Origin of the sequence: Segatella copri (assembly GCF_019249765.2) — a bacterium.
GTDB classification, from domain to species: domain Bacteria; phylum Bacteroidota; class Bacteroidia; order Bacteroidales; family Bacteroidaceae; genus Prevotella; species Prevotella copri_K.
In genome coordinates, this window is sequence record NZ_CP152484.1 from 3,481,458 (window position 1) to 3,499,365 (window position 17,908).

At 43.4% G+C, this 17,908-nt stretch carries 18 protein-coding genes and 5 tRNA genes; 18 read left to right on the forward strand and 5 right to left on the reverse strand.

Going from position 1 to position 17,908, the window contains the following annotated elements:
- Window positions 1-87: 87 nt before the first annotated feature.
- On the reverse strand, window positions 88-2,187 hold the full coding sequence (locus tag KUA46_RS14680) for an HD family phosphohydrolase (protein WP_217745858.1): 2,100 nt from the start codon (window positions 2,185-2,187) through the stop codon (window positions 88-90).
- Window positions 2,188-2,305: 118 nt separating this feature from the next.
- On the opposite strand from KUA46_RS14680, the gene gltX reads away from it, so the two are divergent.
- Both gltX and KUA46_RS14690 read left to right on the forward strand, forming a co-directional pair.
- Window positions 2,306-3,823 (forward strand): glutamate--tRNA ligase, encoded by a 1,518-nt coding sequence (gene gltX, locus KUA46_RS14685; protein ID WP_218487290.1) that lies wholly within the window; start codon window positions 2,306-2,308, stop codon window positions 3,821-3,823.
- A 104-nt stretch (window positions 3,824-3,927) separates the two neighbouring features.
- A complete protein-coding gene (locus KUA46_RS14690) occupies window positions 3,928-5,187 on the forward strand; it encodes a 3-deoxy-D-manno-octulosonic acid transferase (RefSeq protein ID WP_218487300.1) in 1,260 nt (419 codons plus the stop codon).
- Between the two features lie 99 nt (window positions 5,188-5,286).
- Here KUA46_RS14690 and KUA46_RS14695 read toward each other — a convergent pair whose 3' ends face one another.
- The 4 genes from KUA46_RS14695 to KUA46_RS14710 form a co-directional block, all read right to left on the reverse strand.
- Window positions 5,287-5,811 (reverse strand): nitroreductase family protein, encoded by a 525-nt coding sequence (locus tag KUA46_RS14695; RefSeq protein WP_117586702.1) that lies wholly within the window; start codon window positions 5,809-5,811, stop codon window positions 5,287-5,289.
- A gap of 53 nt (window positions 5,812-5,864) precedes the next feature.
- Window positions 5,865-7,067, reverse strand: a complete 1,203-nt coding sequence (locus KUA46_RS14700) for a MalY/PatB family protein (protein WP_218487291.1) — start codon at window positions 7,065-7,067, stop codon at window positions 5,865-5,867.
- Window positions 7,068-7,330: 263 nt separating this feature from the next.
- Window positions 7,331-8,185, reverse strand: a complete 855-nt coding sequence (locus KUA46_RS14705) for a DUF3737 family protein (RefSeq protein WP_118152775.1) — start codon at window positions 8,183-8,185, stop codon at window positions 7,331-7,333.
- Between the two features lie 220 nt (window positions 8,186-8,405).
- A complete protein-coding gene (locus KUA46_RS14710) occupies window positions 8,406-9,398 on the reverse strand; it encodes a malate dehydrogenase (RefSeq protein ID WP_118140326.1) in 993 nt (330 codons plus the stop codon).
- A 247-nt stretch (window positions 9,399-9,645) separates the two neighbouring features.
- Here KUA46_RS14710 and KUA46_RS14715 point away from each other — a divergent pair, with 247 nt between their 5' ends.
- The 16 genes from KUA46_RS14715 (at window position 9,646) to rplL (ending at window position 17,837) form a co-directional block, all read left to right on the forward strand.
- On the forward strand, window positions 9,646-11,433 hold the full coding sequence (locus KUA46_RS14715) for an aminopeptidase P family protein (RefSeq protein WP_218487292.1): 1,788 nt from the start codon (window positions 9,646-9,648) through the stop codon (window positions 11,431-11,433).
- A gap of 135 nt (window positions 11,434-11,568) precedes the next feature.
- Window positions 11,569-11,760, forward strand: a complete 192-nt coding sequence (gene rpsU / locus KUA46_RS14720) for a 30S ribosomal protein S21 (protein ID WP_006848852.1) — start codon at window positions 11,569-11,571, stop codon at window positions 11,758-11,760.
- Between the two features lie 83 nt (window positions 11,761-11,843).
- Window positions 11,844-12,725, forward strand: a complete 882-nt coding sequence (gene xerA / locus KUA46_RS14725) for a site-specific tyrosine recombinase/integron integrase (protein WP_217326421.1) — start codon at window positions 11,844-11,846, stop codon at window positions 12,723-12,725.
- A 23-nt stretch (window positions 12,726-12,748) separates the two neighbouring features.
- The gene (gene hpf / locus KUA46_RS14730) at window positions 12,749-13,048 is read left to right on the forward strand and encodes a ribosome hibernation-promoting factor, HPF/YfiA family (RefSeq protein ID WP_022122138.1); all 300 of its coding nucleotides are present in this window, start codon (window positions 12,749-12,751) and stop codon (window positions 13,046-13,048) included.
- A gap of 99 nt (window positions 13,049-13,147) precedes the next feature.
- Window positions 13,148-13,221 (forward strand) — tRNA-Thr (locus KUA46_RS14735).
- A gap of 17 nt (window positions 13,222-13,238) precedes the next feature.
- Window positions 13,239-13,320, forward strand: a tRNA-Tyr gene (locus KUA46_RS14740).
- A gap of 13 nt (window positions 13,321-13,333) precedes the next feature.
- Window positions 13,334-13,406 (forward strand) — tRNA-Gly (locus KUA46_RS14745).
- 14 nt (window positions 13,407-13,420) lie between these two features.
- Window positions 13,421-13,492: transfer RNA gene (locus KUA46_RS14750), tRNA-Thr, on the forward strand.
- Between the two features lie 68 nt (window positions 13,493-13,560).
- The gene (gene tuf, locus KUA46_RS14755) at window positions 13,561-14,757 is read left to right on the forward strand and encodes an elongation factor Tu (RefSeq protein WP_022122139.1); all 1,197 of its coding nucleotides are present in this window, start codon (window positions 13,561-13,563) and stop codon (window positions 14,755-14,757) included.
- Between the two features lie 63 nt (window positions 14,758-14,820).
- Window positions 14,821-14,893 (forward strand) — tRNA-Trp (locus KUA46_RS14760).
- Window positions 14,894-14,909: 16 nt separating this feature from the next.
- Window positions 14,910-15,098 carry a preprotein translocase subunit SecE gene (gene secE, locus KUA46_RS14765; RefSeq protein ID WP_006848848.1) on the forward strand — a complete coding sequence of 63 codons (189 nt, stop codon included), beginning with the start codon at window positions 14,910-14,912 and terminating at the stop codon, window positions 15,096-15,098.
- 12 nt (window positions 15,099-15,110) lie between these two features.
- Window positions 15,111-15,653, forward strand: coding sequence for a transcription termination/antitermination protein NusG (nusG, locus tag KUA46_RS14770; protein WP_006848847.1), 543 nt, complete (start codon window positions 15,111-15,113; stop codon window positions 15,651-15,653).
- 58 nt (window positions 15,654-15,711) lie between these two features.
- The gene (rplK, locus tag KUA46_RS14775) at window positions 15,712-16,152 is read left to right on the forward strand and encodes a 50S ribosomal protein L11 (RefSeq protein ID WP_006848846.1); all 441 of its coding nucleotides are present in this window, start codon (window positions 15,712-15,714) and stop codon (window positions 16,150-16,152) included.
- Window positions 16,153-16,173: 21 nt separating this feature from the next.
- On the forward strand, window positions 16,174-16,866 hold the full coding sequence (gene rplA / locus KUA46_RS14780; RefSeq protein WP_022122140.1) for a 50S ribosomal protein L1: 693 nt from the start codon (window positions 16,174-16,176) through the stop codon (window positions 16,864-16,866).
- Between the two features lie 18 nt (window positions 16,867-16,884).
- Window positions 16,885-17,403, forward strand: a complete 519-nt coding sequence (gene rplJ, locus KUA46_RS14785; protein WP_022122141.1) for a 50S ribosomal protein L10 — start codon at window positions 16,885-16,887, stop codon at window positions 17,401-17,403.
- A 56-nt stretch (window positions 17,404-17,459) separates the two neighbouring features.
- A complete protein-coding gene (gene rplL / locus KUA46_RS14790) occupies window positions 17,460-17,837 on the forward strand; it encodes a 50S ribosomal protein L7/L12 (RefSeq protein WP_006848843.1) in 378 nt (125 codons plus the stop codon).
- Window positions 17,838-17,908 lie beyond the last annotated feature (71 nt).

A 17,908-nucleotide genomic window follows, 5' to 3' on the forward strand; every position in this document is an offset into this window, starting at 1 on the left:
AGAAAAAGGGCTTTTATTGGTTATGTTTTACCTTTTTGTATATCCGTTTATACGCTTTACGGCATAAGAACTTCACGAATTGTATCTTTACTCTTGTTCTTTAGACTCCTGACTCGTCTTTTTACCGGCATTCTGTTTTACGTTTAAGTGAGGATACGAAATACGGGTATGGTAAATAGCCTTGAGTCGTTCGATGAGTACCTGTTTAGCGAGAGCGATGTCTCGGAACGTGATAGGGCACTCCTTGAAGAAACCATCTGCCACCTGTCCGTCGATGAGTTTATTGACGAGGTTACTGATGCTTTCTTCAGTATATTCGTTCAGAGAGCGCGAAGCCGCTTCAACCGTATCTGCCATCATCAGGATGGCCTGTTCGCGGGTAAATGGGTTCGGACCAGGATATTGGAACTGTGACTTGTCAATCACCTCTGTAGGGTGGGCATTACAGTAATTAATATAGAAATACTTGGTGATGCCCGTTCCGTGATGAGTAGTGATGAAATCCTTTATGATGCCTGGCAGACCAACCTTCTCTGCCATCTTCAGACCTTCTGAAACATGGCTTATGATAATCTGTGCGCTCTCAAGGTCGCTTAACTGGTCGTGAGGATTAACGCCCGCCTGATTCTCTGTGAAGAAAACAGGGTTAGTCATCTTACCGATATCATGATAGAGTGCTCCGGTACGCACCAGGAGACTGTTGGCTCTGATGCGGTTGGCAATCTCTGCTGCCAGGTTACCTACGGTGATAGAATGCTGGAAGGTGCCTGGAGCAATCTCACTCAGGTTGCGAAGTAATCCCTTGTTGGTATTTGACAGCTCGAAGAGTGTAACATTAGATGTAAATCCAAACATCTTTTCTATAATGTACATGAGCGGATAAGAGAGTAGCAGGAAGATGCCGTTTACGGTAAAGTAGGTATACATGCTGGTATCTACGTTGAACACCTGGTTGTCTTGCATCAGCTGAAGGGCAAGATATACTACACTGCTGGCTATAGTTACCAACAGGGCTGTGATGAATATCTGCGAGCGCTTGCTGAGTTCACGCAAACTGTAAATAGCAACAAGACCAGCTACCAGCTGTACGATGATAAACTCGTACTGGTACTTTACTGCTGCTGCACAAATGAGGATCATCGTAACGTGGCTGATAAAGGCTGTACGCGAGTCCATAAACACACGTACGAAGATAGGTGCCATGGCAAATGGGATGATATAGACACTGAAGAAATTGTGTTTCATCATGAGTGACACAAAGATAGGGAACAGCGTAATCATCGCATAAAGCATGGTAATGCTGCGCGGCTTATCAAAATAGTCTTTTCTGAAAAGTGAGAGATAAGAGGTAAACAGCATGACAAGAATGAAGATAAACAGTACCTGTCCGATGATAGTGGTTGTCAGTTCTTCCTGGGTAGAACTGCGGCGTTTCATCTCCTTATCGAATGAATTGAGCACCCGATAGGTATTGTTTGTAATCACTTCGCCACGATCCACAATCTTCTGTCCGCTCATCACCATTCCGCTTGCCAGTGGAATGCTGCTCATCATGTCGGCTTTCTCTGCCTCGCTTCTTTCCTTATCATATATGACGTTAGCTTCAACATAATTGTTAAGGTTGCAACGGGATAAAAGCTGACGCTGGGTTGCCAGCTTCTCATCGTAGAAGATGCGTTCGTAAGCGGCAATAGTAGAGTAGAACGAACCGATAGGTACGCTCTTCACATTCTTTCCGTTGATAATTCGTATCATACTGGTAGAATCTTTGTAGATACGATTATATTCCGTGGTATTGATGATGCCGGTCTGGTAAAGGCGTTGAAGCTGGTGGGCTATGAGTCCCACATATTCTTTTGGCAAACCTGGTACACCTTGGCTGAAGTCGTGCAGGAAACGGCTCACCTGTTCGCTGCCGATGGATTCATTGACAGAATAATAAGGTTGGAATTGCTTCATCAGCGAATCCTGTTCACGTTTGATGGCTTCATCGGTCTTATAGATCGGAAAGTCAAATTTTGCGATGACGGAACCATACATCCATGGCTTTCCAACATCGTACCGGAACATCCTTCCTTCGTTGCGAGGAAGGAACCAAACAATGATAGCAACGGTAATTAATATCAAAACCGTTTTTGTGGCGAAATTGCGCCAATAGTTCTCTTCTGGGTTGTTAAATATGCTCATTTTCCTACTTTTTTCTTACTTATTTCGTTTTACAGTGCGAAAATACGAAAAAAAACGGCTAAAATCGCAAAAAAAGATGTAAATTTGCAGAAAAATTTGAAAATAGCTATAAAAAGACATGGCAGATAGAAAAGTAAGGGTGCGTTTTGCCCCTAGTCCAACGGGTGCATTGCACATTGGCGGTGTTCGTACCGCTCTGTATAATTATTTGTTTGCTCGCCAACATGGAGGTGAGCTGGTGTTCCGTATTGAGGATACAGATTCTCATCGTTTCGTGCCTGGAGCCGAAGAATATATCCTGGAATCTTTCAAGTGGCTGGGTATCCAGTTTGACGAGGGTGTAAGTTTCGGTGGAGAGCATGGACCTTATCGCCAGAGTGAACGTCGTGATATCTATAAGCAGTATGTTCAGCAGCTCTTGGATAATGATAAGGCGTATATTGCTTTTGATACTCCTGAGGAGTTGGAAGCGAAACGTGCCGAAATCCAGAATTTCCAGTATGATGCTCATACTCGTATGCAGATGCGCAACTCTCTGACTCTTTCTAAGGAAGAGGTTGATAAGCTGATTGCTGACGGAAAGCAGTATACTGTACGTTTCAAGATTGAACCGGGACAGGAAATTCACGTGAACGATATGATTCGTGGTGACGTGAAGGTAATGAGCGATATCCTGGATGATAAGGTGCTTTATAAGAGTGCTGATGAATTGCCAACTTATCATCTGGCAAATATCGTAGACGACCACCTGATGGAAATCTCTCATGTAATCCGCGGTGAGGAGTGGTTGCCTAGTGCGCCTTTGCACGTACTTCTTTATAAGGCTTTCGGTTGGGAAGATACCATGCCTCGTTTTGCGCATCTTCCTTTGCTTCTTAAGCCTGAAGGTAAAGGTAAACTGAGTAAGCGTGATGGCGACCGCCTCGGTTTCCCTGTATTCCCGTTGGAATGGCATGATCCTAAGACTGGCGAGGTTTCTTCCGGTTATCGTGAGAGTGGCTACTTCCCAGAGGCTGTAGTCAACTTCCTGGCGCTCCTCGGCTGGAATCCTGGTACAGAACAGGAAATCTTCTCTCTTGATGAACTGGTGAAGGCTTTTGATATTTCACGTTGCTCTAAGGCTGGTGCCAAGTTCGACTTCAAGAAGGGAATCTGGTTCAACCACGAATACATTCTGATGAAGAGCGATGATGACATAGCTAACCTCTTTGCCCCTATTGTTGCCAACAATGGTGTAGAGGAAACTCTGGACCGCGTAAAGCAGGTGGTACACATGATGAAGGATCGTGTGAACTTCGTCTATGAATTGTGGCCATTGTGTTCTTTCTTCTTCATTGCTCCTACAGAGTATGATGCTAAGACAGCCAAGAAGCGCTGGAAGGAATATTCTGCACAGCAGATGACAGAACTTGCTGATGTGCTTGAAGGTATTGAGGATTTCTCTATCGAAGGTCAGGAACCAGTCGTGATGAAATGGGTAGAGGATAAGGGCTATAAGCTGGGTGATGTGATGAACGCATTCCGTCTGACTCTCGTAGGTGAGGGTAAGGGCCCGGGTATGTTCGATATCTCAGCCTTCCTTGGCAAGGAGGAAACTCTGCGCCGTCTTCGCAAGGCAATCGAAGTTTTGGGTTAATTCACAATAATTTCTCTCTGAATGGCTTTCTGCAGCATATTGCTGAAGGCTATTCAGAGAGTTCACGTATTTATAGATAGTAACCAATATAAAGAAATATCATGATCTATAATATCGTAATATATTTCGTCCTTTGGGGCATAGCCATTGCAAGTCTGTTCAATGAAAAGGTGCGCAAGATGTGGCGTGGTGAGCGTGAGGCTTTCAAAATATTGAAGCAGAAGGTGGATCCTAACGCTAAGTACATTTGGTTTCATGCTGCATCGCTCGGTGAGTTTGAACAGGGACGACCTTTGATGGAACGTATCCGCAAGGACTATCCTCAGTATAAGATTCTGCTTACCTTCTATTCTCCTTCAGGTTATGAGGTGCGCAAGAACTATGAGGGAGCTGACATCATCTGTTATATGCCGGTGGATACTCGGTTGAACGCCATCCGTTTCCTTAGATTGGTACGTCCTGTGATGGCTTTCTTCATCAAGTATGAGTTCTGGTCTAATTTCCTTCATATCCTGAAGCATCGCAATATTCCTACTTATAGCGTGAGCAGTATCTTCCGCGAGGATCAGGTGTTCTTCAAATGGTACGGCAGAAGCTATGCTGGAGTGCTGAAGTGCTTTACCCGTTTCTTCGTACAGAACGAAGAGAGTAAGCGATTGCTCGAAGGTATCGGCATCACGGCTGTGGATGTGGTAGGAGATACCCGTTTCGACCGTGTTCTCCAGATAAAGGAGGCTGCCAAGCAATTGCCGATTTGCGAGGCTTTCAGAACAGGAGTAGCTTCATCTCAGTCTGCGGATGTACCTCATCATGATTTCAAGGTATTTGTTGCCGGTAGCTCTTGGCCACCAGATGAGAATATCTTTATACCTTTCTTTAATGAGCATAAGGATTGGCGCCTGCTGATTGCTCCTCATGTCATCGCTGAAGAGCATCTGAAGTTGATTCTTTCTCTGATAAAGGGCAAGAAGGTGGTGCGCTATACGCAAACTACTCCTGAAGAAGCTGCAGAGGCTGATGTCTTGATCATCGATTGTTTCGGATTGTTGAGCAGTATGTACAACTATGGTGATGTGGCTTATATCGGTGGCGGCTTTGGTGTTGGCATTCATAATACCTTGGAGGCTGCCGTATGGAATATGCCGGTTATCTTTGGTCCGAACAATAAAAAGTTTCAGGAGGCTCAGGGCTTGCTGAAATCGGGTGGAGGTTTTGAAATCAATACCTATGAGGATTTCTCAGGCTTGATGAGTTCTCTGATGAATGATGAGGCCTTCCTGAATCAGGCTGGCGATAAGGCTGGCGCCTTCGTGGCTCATTTGGCTGGCGCTACAGATAAGGTCTTGGCAAGTGTAAAGTTGTAATAGCTTCATTATATACATATATAAAAAGGTCTCATGAATGTTTTTCTTCATGAGACCTTTTCTTGTAAATGTATGTGCCGTAAACCAGGCATCCTGCCTTTATTTGATAATGCGGTAGTAATCCTCTTTTCTTGGTTTTACGGTATGAGGATGCGCAGAAGCATAACCCAAGGCTAAGGCTCCTACTCCCATCAAACCTTCTGGAAGATTCCAGTCTTTCATCAGCTTCTTGCCTTCTTCTGATGCAAACATGCCGTCTTCACGGTTAATCCAGCAAGATGCAAGGCCGATAGAGTGGGCTGCAAGCATCATATTGCCTAAGATAAGGCTGCCATCTTTCACACCGTTAACGTTGCTTTCTGGTGCCAGAACGATAACGATGGTTGGCGCTCCATAGTAAGGATCGCTTTCTACACCCATGATTTCTGCGTTCATCTTGCGAAGCTGGGCGCAAATCTCTGGATTCTGAACGGCAATGATGAAAGGCTCCTGGGTTCCATGACCTGTTGCTGCCCATGTGCCGGCTTCCAATACCGTCTTCAACTCTTCGTCGGTAATCTGATCTGCCTTGAAGCGACGAATGCTTCTTCTCTCCTTAATGGCTTTTAAAACTTCATTTTCCATCTTATCTTGTTTTAAACATTTTATTTAGAAATATTTTCTCTTTCTTCGCTCTTTTATGCAGGGCATCCGCTTAAATCCTCTTCATCCATATACTGGCTGAGAACCCGAGCAATGCGGATCAGACCCTGCATCAGGGTCTTGCGAGGACAGGCGATGTTGAGGCGCAGGTAGCCCTGACCAGCCTTTCTGCCATACATCGTACCACTGTTGACGAATACCTTACCATCGTTCATCAGCTTTTCATAAGCCTCGTCGCTTGACAGTTCGAATGGCAGGATATCGAGCCATACCAGGTAGGTGCCTTCAAGGCGGGTAACGCGAACTTGTGGCAATTCGGTATTGAAGAATTCCTTTACTGCCTGATAGTTCTCGTAGAGATATTGGTTCAATTCATCCAACCATTCTTCTCCCTCATTGTAAGCTGCCTGGAGAGCGATAACGCCGAATGGGTTTACGTCACAAACCTCGTTGATGTTGATGGCACGGTTGATGCGGCGGCGCAATGTTGCATCCGGACAGATAATGTTGGCTATCTGAAGTCCTGCAATATTGAATGACTTTGATGGAGAATTCAATACTACGCAGTTGTCACGGCAAGCTTCGCTGATGCTGGCAAATGGAGTATACTGATAGCCTGGCATGATGAGCTCGCAATGAATTTCATCTGCGATGACCTTTACCCCGTGCTTGAGACAGATGTCGTTCATTCGCTCAAGTTCCTCTTTCTTCCACACTCTTCCGGCTGGGTTGTGAGGATTGCAGAGGATGAAGGCTGTGGTCTTCTCATCGGCACATTTACGCTCGAAGTCTTCGAAATCTATCTCATAAGTGCAGTTGCCCACACGTTTCAGTTCGTTTTCTACTACTTCGCAGCCGCTGTTTGTAATGCAGGAGAAGAAGCAGTTGTAGACAGGTGTCTGTACCAATACCCTTTCGCCAGGCATGCAGATGGCTTTCAGACAGCAAGAAATGGCTGGTACAACGCCTGAAGTATAGAGAATCCAGTCTTTCTCTATCTTCCACTGGTGGCGGCGGGAGAACCAGCTGATGATAGCCTCGTAATAAGAATCAGGTACGAGGGTATAGCCGAAGATGCCATGAGCTACGCGCTTCTGCAGAGCTTCGATGATGCAGGGAGCAGTCTGGAAGTCCATATCTGCTACCCACATCGGAATAACGCCGTCTTCCTTTACCAAATCCCATTTGTATGAGTTGGTTCCACGACGTTCGATGATTTCATCAAAATTGTATTTCATATTTGTTTTCTATCTATGTTGTTTCTTCTATCTATATAGGATAAATCTCTTATTTATATAGGATGATTCTCTTTTCCTCCTAATTGAAATCTTCGTTCATAGACTTTGAATCTCCGTTCAAAGACATTGAACGTACATTCAAAGCTTTTGAACGGCCGTTCAGTGTCTATGAACGGAGATTTCAGTTAAGTGTAAGAATAATTAGTTATGGGAACAATAAGTAATTTACTTGATTGTTGTCATTTCTGTAATTACCTCTTAAACTATTTCGATTTATCTGTGATTTCACATGCACCCTTTGGCGCTTTGGCAAACTCAGTATATGTTACGCTTCCCACTTCGTCTGCCTCGATTCTTCCGGAGATAGGGTTTTTGATATTGGTGATACTTCCCTTGATCTGTGCATCGATGTTGGTGCAATCCTCGAAGGCACGGTCGCATTCCTTATCAAAGGTGCAATCCTCCAGAGTTACATGGTCCATGTAGCAGAGAGGCTGCTCGCCGCTGATGTGGCAACGTACGAACTTGATGTTCTTGCTGTGCCAGGCCAGATACTCACCATTCAGTTCCGAATCATAGACGGTTACATTCTCGCATTCCCAGAAACTGTCCTTGGTTGTAATCTTTGCGTTGTGAATCTCCACATTTCTGCAGTATTGGAATACATATTTAGAGTCGCTCTCAAGTCCGTCTACATAGATATTCTTGGAGAACATGAATGGATAAGTTCCATCGTGGAGTTTTACGTTCTTCAGTTTCAGGCCATCTACCTTCCAGAAAGTCTCATCAGCATCTGTGATGTTTACGTTCTCCAAATCCAGATTCTTCATTTCGCGGAAGAACTTAGGCCCATCGATGGTGCAGTCTTTCATCACCATATTATCACTATACCAGATGGCCGAACGGCTTTCTGGGGCGAAGTAGCAGTCTGTGATAAGGGAACCGTCCACATGCCACCAAGGGTATTTGCCATAAAACTTGGAATGGTGGCATTCTATGTTTTGGCAGCACTTGATGCCCGATTCGCCATCTGTAATCGTAATATCTTCTAAACGTACATCGTGAGCACCGAAAAGAGGGCGCTCGCCCCCGAATGATTTGTTCTTTATCAATTCCATAATTTTCTATTATCCTTTTTTATTTGTTATTTCTGTGTGCAAAATTACAAAAATAATGCCAAATTCGTATAACCTGATTTACAGAAAAATGTAACGATATGGCGTATTTGGGGATAAATGGTCGCTATAGGGGAAAAATAAATGAAAAAAGGCTGAATCATGAAGCATTTTCACGATTCAGCCCTTATCGAGTTAACTTCTAAAAATCCGAAGCGGAGAATTACAAGTTAGGGTTCATCTCTTTCCACTCAGCTACTGGAGGAACGATGCCAAGCTCTACGATCTCATCACGCATCTTGCAAAGGTGCTCGTAAGACTTCTGGAGGCTAGCGAGCTCTTCCTCAGTACCTGTAGGCTCTGTGAAGTGAACACCAGTCTTGTCGATAGTAGTAGGCATAGCCATCATTACGTTCTTGAAGCCGAGCTTGTCGTGGTTTACATAGCAACCTGCTGGCAATGTGAACTTCTCGCCACCCATAGCAGCCTCGATCATCTTAACTGCGTTGTAAGCTGGGCTCTGGAATGAAGAACGGCCGCGGAGCTTGATGATGTTTGAACCACCCTGTACTGTGTGGTGCTTGATCTCTTCCCAACGCTCGTCAGAAAGACCCATCTCTGCCAATGGCTTGCCGTCAACCTTAACCTGAGAAGCAAATACAGCCATCTGCTCGCCGTGACCACCATAAGTGTGAGCGCCAGTAACCTTATCCTGCTGTACACCGAACTCGAGGGCCAAAGCCTGCTGCAGACGAGTAGAATCGAGAGCTGCGAGTGATGTCAACTGGTTTGGCTTCAAACCTGAGTGGATAAGTGCTGTAAGAGCTGTAACGTCAGCTGGGTTGAAGATAACAACTACGTGCTCAACCTCTGGGCAATACTTCTTGATGTTGTCACCAAATTCAGCAGCAATCTTGCAGTTGCCCTTAAGAAGATCCTCACGAGTCATACCCTCCTTACGAGGAGCACCACCAGAAGAAATGATATATTTAGCACCAGTGAAAGCCTCCTCTGGGTTAACAGTATAAGTTACGTTAACACCTGGGAATGCGCACTGCTGAATCTCATCGAATACACCATGTACACCTGGCTCGAAGATATCATAAAGACAGATGTTTGGAGTAAGACCGAGCATCAAAGCGCTCTGTACCATGTTAGAACCGATCATACCGCCTGCACCGACGATAACGAGTTTGTCATTTGTTAAAAAATTCATAACTACAATTCTTATTAAAATGTTTATAATCTTTTTCTCCTGAAAAATAGCGGAATGTATCTGGAATAAAGTTTGTAAAACTCCTTCTTTTTACTTTCCGACCGCAAAATTAATAAAAAGTAATGTAAATCGTGCATATTTTTGCGCTTAAATTTGTTGTTAATTCTTAAAAATGTTATCTTTGTAATCTCTAATTAGCAAAATGCATTATTTGGAGTTAAGTTAAACATTAAATTGCATAACAATTATGAATGAAATCGAATTACGTTTAGCTAGATTGAGGGAGTTGATGAAGCGTGAACATCTTTCTGCTTTCATCTTCCCTAGTACAGATGCTCATCAGAGCGAGTATGTTGCCGACCATTGGCGAGGAAGAGAGTGGATCTCTGGTTTTAACGGGTCGGCTGGTACTGCTGTCGTTACAATGAAATCGGCTGCTTTATGGACTGATTCCCGCTACTTCCTGGCTGCAGAAGAACAGTTGGAAGGTACTGAATATCAGCTGATGAGGCTGAAAATGGAAGGCACGCCTACTATCGCAGAATGGTTGGGAAAAGAATTGCAGGATGTACAATCTCCTGAGGTTGGACTTGACGGCATGGTCAACTCTTATAATTATGTTAAAGATTTAAGCTATTCTCTCCGTAAACTCGGTGGAATTACGCTTAGGACTAATTTGGACCCTTTGGCACAGATTTGGGAGAATCGTCCTACACTTCCTGCAAATCCTGTAGAAATTCAACCATTGGAATATGCTGGAGAGACGCTAGCCTCTAAAGTGGCCCGTATCCGTAAGGCTCTGAGAGAACTTCATGCAGATGGTATGCTCGTTTCTGCTTTGGATGATATTGCTTGGACTTTGAATCTTCGTGGTACAGATGTTCATTGCAATCCTGTATTTGTAAGTTATTTGTTGATTGAGAGCGATAAAGTTTCTCTTTTCGTGGATGATAATAAATTATCTCCTGAAGTAAAACAGTATCTTCAAGACAATCAGGTTTCTCTCTATAAATATAATAAGGTGGAAAAATGCCTTGAATCATATTCGGAATATAATATCCTGTTAGATGGAGATGAAACGAGCTATTATCTGTGGAAAGCTGTAAAATGCCAGGAAATTGTTGCTGCTGGTTCTCCTATTCCGGCTATGAAGGCTGTGAAAAATAAAGCAGAAATAGAGGGCTACCGTAGTGCGATGCTTAAAGATGGTGTTGCTATGGTTAAGTTCTTGAAGTGGCTGAAACCTGCTGTTGAGGCTGGCGGACAAACAGAAATTTCCATTGATGAGAAATTAACGTCGCTACGTGCCGAACAGAAACTGTTCAGAGATATTTCTTTTGATACGATTGCCGGCTATGCGCAGCATGGAGCAATTGTCCATTATGAGGCAACTCCTGAAACAGATGTCGTTCTGAAACCGGAAGGCTTGATCCTGATAGACTCTGGGGCTCAATACCAGGATGGTACTACTGATATTACCCGTACCATTGCTTTGGGACCTGTATCTCAAGAGATGAAGCATGTTTATACCTTGGTTCTGAAAGCGCATATTCAGTTGGAATTGGTTAAATTCCCCGATGGCGCATCAGGAACACAGTTGGATGCTGTAGGAAGAGAGTGTATGTGGCGTGAAGGATATAATTTCTTGCATGGTACAGGCCATGGAGTAGGTTCGTATCTCTGTGTGCACGAAGGCCCTCATCAAATAAGAATGGAGTGGATGCCTACACCTTTGAGAGCTGGAATGACCTTGACGGATGAGCCTGGTTTGTATCTGGCAGGTAAGTTCGGCGTAAGAATAGAAAATACGGTGCTGATTTCAGACTACATGTCTACTGAGTTCGGTAAATTCCTGCAGATAGAGCCTCTTACTCTTTGTCCTATAGATACCACTCCTATAGATGTTGATATGTTGTTGCCTGAAGAGATTGACTGGCTCAATGCTTATCATCATTCAGTTTATGAAAAATTGTCTCCTTTCCTTGATGAAGAGGAGAAAATATGGCTTGAAAATGCTACAAAACCCATAAAATGAACATTTTAGAGTAAAAAGTTGAAGAAAAACTTGGTAGTTTGATAAAATAGATGTAATTTTGCACCCGCAAATTGTGGCATTGCCATATTTCGCATTGAATAACATAAGTTTAACATAATAAATTAAAAGCAAAAAATGATTATTGTACCAGTTAAAGACGGTGAGAACATCGAGAGAGCTCTCAAGAAGTTTAAGAGAAAATTCGAAAAGACAGGTGTTGTTAAGGAGCTTCGTGCTCGTCAGCAGTATGACAAGCCTTCTGTTTTGAAGCGTCTCAAGATGGAACACGCCATCTACGTACAGCAGTTGCGTGCAAACGAGGAATAAAAGTAAAAAATCCTCAAAAAATTTGGTAGTTTAAAATAATTTTCGTAACTTCGTTGCCGAAATGAAAAAGGTACGACGTTATGTTGAGTATAGATAAGTTCTTGGAATATTTGCGCTCTGAACTGAACAGGTCGCAGAGGACGGTAGAAAACTATCGCGAAGATTTGAAACTCTTTGAGCAGTATGCTAGGAACTTGTCTGAATCCTTCACTTGGGAATCTGTTGATTCTGATATGATTCGCAACTGGATGGAGCATATGATAGATGCAGGAAATAAGGCAACCTCGGTTAATCGCCGGTTGAGTGCTTTGAAAATGTTCTATCGGTTTGCTTTAGTCAGACATTATGTGGAGTCGGATCCCGCTCATAGCCTCAAAGGACCTAAGGAAAGTAGACCGCTACCTCAATTCTTGAAAGAAAATGAGATGGATGAGTTGCTTGACAGGAAAATGTGGGGCGATGATTATAATAATGTACGCGCACGTACTATTATAATATTGTTCTATGAGACGGGGATGCGATTGTCAGAGTTGATAGGACTTGATGTTGACGATGTGAACTTTATCAAAAAAGAGATAAAGATTACGGGTAAGGGAAACAAACAACGTATAGTTCCTTTTGGTGACGAGCTTAAAAATGCTCTTTCGGAATATTTGGCTCTAAGAGTGCAAAGGGCGATGGCTAAGTCTGGAGCTCTTTTGCTTGCGGATAAGGGCGGACGGATGAGTCCGGTTCAAGTCAGAGAAATCGTGAAGGAGAACCTCGCAAGGGTTTGCTCGTTGAAAAAGAAAAGTCCGCACGTGTTGAGGCATACGTTTGCTACTGCAATGTTGAATCATGGTGCAGGAATTGAAAGTTTAAAAAGACTGTTAGGACATGCGAAACTCTCGACGACCGAGATTTATACGCATACAACGTTTGAGCAGTTGAAACGAGTTTATATTGAAGCCCATCCTCGGGCGTAACCTTTTAAAAAATGGAGGTAACTATGGAAATTAAGATTCAGTCGATTCACTTCGACGCTACCGAGAAGTTACAGGCGTTTATCGAAAAGAAAGTCGCCAAGTTAGAAAAAACTTTTGAAGATATACAGAAAGTAGAGGTGCAATTAAAGGTCGTGAAGCCTGCTACTGCCTTGAATAAGGAAGTTCATCTGGAAGTTGCTGTCCCTGGAACCAAGTTGTTCGTAGAAAAGACATGTGACACTTTTGAGGAAGGAATTGACCAGGCAGTGGACTCAATGAAGGTTCAATTGACCAAATTTAAAGAAAAATCAAGGAATCGATAAAAAAAACTCGAAAAAATTTTGTTGATTCAAAAAATAGTTGTATCTTTGCAGCCGTTTTCCGATAGATGGAAATTTAGCCGTATTGCGGCTGTAAAGATTGCCTCTTTAGCTCAGTTGGCCAGAGCACGTGATTTGTAATCTCGGGGTCGTTGGTTCGAATCCGACAAGAGGCTCAGAAAAAGAATAGTTTGGGTAGTTACCAGAGTGGCCAAATGGGGCAGACTGTAAATCTGCTGGCTATGCCTTCGGTGGTTCGAATCCATCACTACCCACTTTCTTTGATAAGCGGAAATAGCTCAGTTGATAGAGCACTAGCCTTCCAAGCTGGGGGTCGCGGGTTTGAGCCCCGTTTTCCGCTCAATTTATTAACTTGCTGTAATAGCTCAGTGGTAGAGCACTTCCTTGGTAAGGAAGAGGTCCTGAGTTCAACTCTCAGTTACAGCTCTATCGTTCTAGATGCTTAGGATGGTAGAGGAACAGATTATTCATTTATATAAATAAAAAGAAAAGCTATGGCTAAAGAAGAATTCGTGCGTACCAAACCGCATGTTAACATTGGTACAATTGGTCATGTTGACCATGGTAAGACTACTCTGACCGCTGCTATCTCTAAGGTATTGAACGAGAAGCTCGGTACATCTGAGGCAGTTAAGTCATTCGATCAGATTGATAATGCTCCTGAGGAGAAAGAGCGTGGTATCACTATCAACTCTGCTCACATCGAGTATGAGACAGCAAAGCGTCACTATGCACACGTTGACTGTCCTGGACACGCTGACTATGTAAAGAACATGGTTACTGGTGCTGCTCAGATGGATGGTGCAATCTTGGTTTGTGCTGCTACTGATGGTCCTATGCCACAGACACGTGAGCACGTACTTCTTGCACGTCAGGTAAACGTACCTCGTTTGGTTGTTTTCTTGAACAAGTGCGATATGGTTGATGATGAGGAGATGCTTGAGCTCGTTGAGATGGAGCTTCGTGAGATCCTCGAGCAGTATGGTTACGAGGAGGATACTCCAATTGTACGTGGTTCTGCTCTCGGTGCTTTGAACGGTGTTGAGAAGTGGGTTAAGTCTGTTGAGACTTTGATGGATACAGTTGATGAGTGGATTCAGGAGCCAGAGCGCGAGATTGATAAGCCATTCTTGATGCCTATCGAGGATGTATTCTCAATTACAGGTCGTGGTACTGTTGCTACAGGTCGTATTGAGACTGGTCGTTGCAAGGTAGGTGATGAAGTTCAGTTGCTCGGTCTTGGTGAGGACAAGAAGTCAGTTATTACTGGTGTTGAGATGTTCCGTAAGATCCTTGCTGAGGGTGAAGCTGGTGATAACGTAGGTTTGCTTCTCCGTGGTATCGATAAGGCTGAGGTTAAGCGTGGTATGGTAGTTGTACACCCAGGTGCTATTACTCCTCACGATCACTTCAAGGCTTCTATCTATGTATTGAAGAAGGAAGAGGGTGGTCGTCACACTCCATTCGGTAACAAGTATCGTCCTCAGTTCTATCTCCGTACTATGGACTGTACAGGTGAAATCAAGCTTCCAGAGGGAGTTGAGATGGTAATGCCTGGTGATAACGTAGAGATTGAGGTAGAGTTGATCTACAAGGTTGCTTTGAACGAGGGTCTTCGTTTCGCTATCCGTGAGGGTGGTCGTACAGTAGGTTCTGGTCAGATTACAACAATTCTCGACGATATCAAGTAATTTAGATTTATCTAATTTGCTATATATATCAGACTCCCCTCCTAAGGGAGTGGGAGTCTTTCTACGGGTTTAGCTCAGTTGGTAGAGCACTGGTCTCCAAAACCAGGTGTCGAGGGTTCGAGCCCTTCAACCCGTGCTAAATAGAAGATAATATGAATAAAATAGTAAATTATTGCAAGGCATGTTACGATGAACTTGCGCATAAGACTACTTGGCCATCACGTGCCGAACTTACTCATAGTGCAATGGTTGTATTATCTGCTTCCCTAGTCATTGCACTTGTTGTGTTCGCGATGGATTCTATTTTCAAAGCCTTTATGGGTGTAGTTTATCCAGGTTAATTTTTTAAGGAAATGGCAGACGCAGGAAATAAATGGTATGTGCTTAAAGCTGTTAGCGGTAAGGAAGCTAAGGTGAAAGAATACATCGAAGCTGAAATGAAGCACAATGACTTACTAGCAGCAAATGTTTCTCAGGTGTTGATTCCAGTTGAGAAGCATGCAACTGTGCGTAATGGAAAGAGAGTTGTTAAAGAAAAGGTCTCTCTTCCAGGTTATGTTTTTGTGGAGGCCAAACTGAAGGGTGATGTAGCGCATACGTTGCGTTTCCTCCCTAATGTTTTGGGTTTCCTTGGAGGTTTGGATGAACCAACACCAGTTCCACAGCGCGATATCAATCGTATGCTGGGTTCTGCTGAGGAGACTGAGTTTGAGGAGAATCTTGATTGTCCTTACTTGGTTAATGATACCGTTAAGGTTATGGAAGGTCCATTCAGTGGTTTCAGCGGAATCGTTGAAGAGGTTAATGCTGAAAAGCATAAGCTGAAAGTTACGGTTAAGATCTTCGGACGTAAAACTCCGTTGGAATTAGGTTTTATGCAAGTAGAAAAGGAATAGGATTCTGTTACGAGATTGTTATTCCTTATAAGTTTCAATTTTAAATATTAACAAAGAAATGGCTAAAGAAGTTGCTGGATTAATCAAATTACAGATTAAAGGTGGCGCTGCGAATCCTTCACCTCCAGTAGGACCTGCATTGGGTTCTAAGGGTATTAATATTATGGGATTCTGCAAGGAATTCAACGCCCGTACCCAGGACAAAGCAGGTAAAGTGTTGCCAGTAGTTATTACTTATTATACTGACAAGTCTTTTGATTTTATTATCAAGACTCCACCTGCTGCAGTTCAATTGAAAGAGGCTGCCAAAATCAAGTCAGGTTCTGCTCAGCCTAATCGTCAGAAGGTTGCTTCTCTTACTTGGGATCAGGTAAAGGTAATCGCTGAGGATAAGATGAAGGACTTGAACTGCTTTACTGTAGAATCAGCTATGAAGCTCATCGCTGGTACTGCAAGAAGTATGGGTATTACTGTAAAAGGGGACTTCCCTGGTAAATAATTTAAAACTTCAATTAGAAAAATGAGTAAACTGACAAAAAATCAAAAATCAGTAGCTGATAAGGTTGAAGCAGGGAAGGCATACACATTGAAGGAGGCTTCAGAGTTGGTAAAGGAAATTACCACTACCAAGTTTGATGCATCTCTTGATATTGATGTACGCTTAGGTGTTGATCCACGTAAGGCTAACCAGATGGTTCGTGGCGTTGTTTCATTGCCAAACGGAACAGGTAAGGTTACTCGCGTGCTCGCACTCTGTACTCCTGATCAGGAAGCTGCTGCTAAGGAAGCAGGCGCTGATTATGTAGGTCTTGACGAATACGTTGAGAAGATTAAGGGTGGTTGGACAGATATTGATGTCATCATCACAATGCCTTCTTGTATGGGTAAGATTGGTCCTTTGGGTCGTGTACTCGGTCCTCGTGGTTTGATGCCTAACCCTAAGAGTGGCACTGTAACTATGGATGTTGCTAAGGCAGTAAAGGAAGTTAAGCAAGGTAAGATCGACTTTAAGGTTGATAAGGCTGGTATTATCCATACTTCAATCGGTAAGGTTGGCATGACTTCTGAGCAGATCTATGGAAATGCTAAGGAGTTCATCAACACAGTTATCAAGCTGAAGCCTGCTGCTGCTAAAGGTACATATATCAAGAGTATCTTTATTTCTAGCACTATGAGTAAGGGTATCAAGATTGATCCTAAATCAGTTGAATAACTCTAAAAGTTTTGTAAAATGAAGAAAGAAGTTAAAGATACTATTATCGCTGAACTTGGACAGAAGTTGCAGGAGTTTCCTCATTTCTATCTTGTAGATGTTACAGGATTGAATGCTGAGAAGACAAGCGCACTCCGTCGTAAGTGCTTCCAGAGCGAGATTAAGATGGTTGTTGTTAAGAATTCCTTGCTTCACAAGGCGTTCGAGGCTTCAGATATCGATTTCTCTGAGCTCTATGGCTACTTGAAGGGTACTACTGCTGTGTTGTTTGCTAATACAGCTAATGTGCCAGCTAAGTTGTTGAAGGAATATGACAAGGAAGATGTTCCAACATTGAAGGCTGCTTATGCAGAGGAAAGCTTCTACGTTGGCGCAGACAAACTTGCAGAGCTTTCAGCTCTCAAGAGCAAGAACGAAGTTATCGCAGAGATTGTTGCTTTGCTCCAGTCACCTGCAAAGAACGTTGTTTCAGCTCTTCAATCAGGAAGCAACACTATTCATGGTGTGCTTAAGACATTGGGCGAGCGTCCTGAGTAATCAATCACAATGTTATCATTAATTATAGTATAAACAAAAATAAAATTTAGAATAAAATGGCAGATATCAAAGCTATTGCAGAAGAGTTAGTAAATCTTACTGTTAAGGAAGTTAATGAGTTGGCAACAGTCCTCAAGGACGAGTATGGTATTGAGCCTGCTGCTGCAGCTGTAGCTGTAGCTGCTGGTCCTGCTGCTGGTGGTGCAGCTGCAGCTGAGGAGAAGTCTACATTCGACGTAGTCCTCGCTGAGGTTGGTGGCGCTAAGCTCCAGGTTGTAAAGGCTGTTAAGGAGGCTTGTGGTCTCGGTTTGAAAGAGGCTAAGGATCTCGTAGACGGTGCTCCTTCTACAATCAAGGAAGGTGTAGCTAAGGACGAGGCTGAGAACCTTAAGAAGGCTATCGAAGAGGCCGGTGCTAAGGTAGAGCTCAAGTAATTAGAGTAATACATTTTTTATATAAATGGTTAGGATTCTCCAAGTAGGTGAGTCCTAACCTTTTTGTGTCT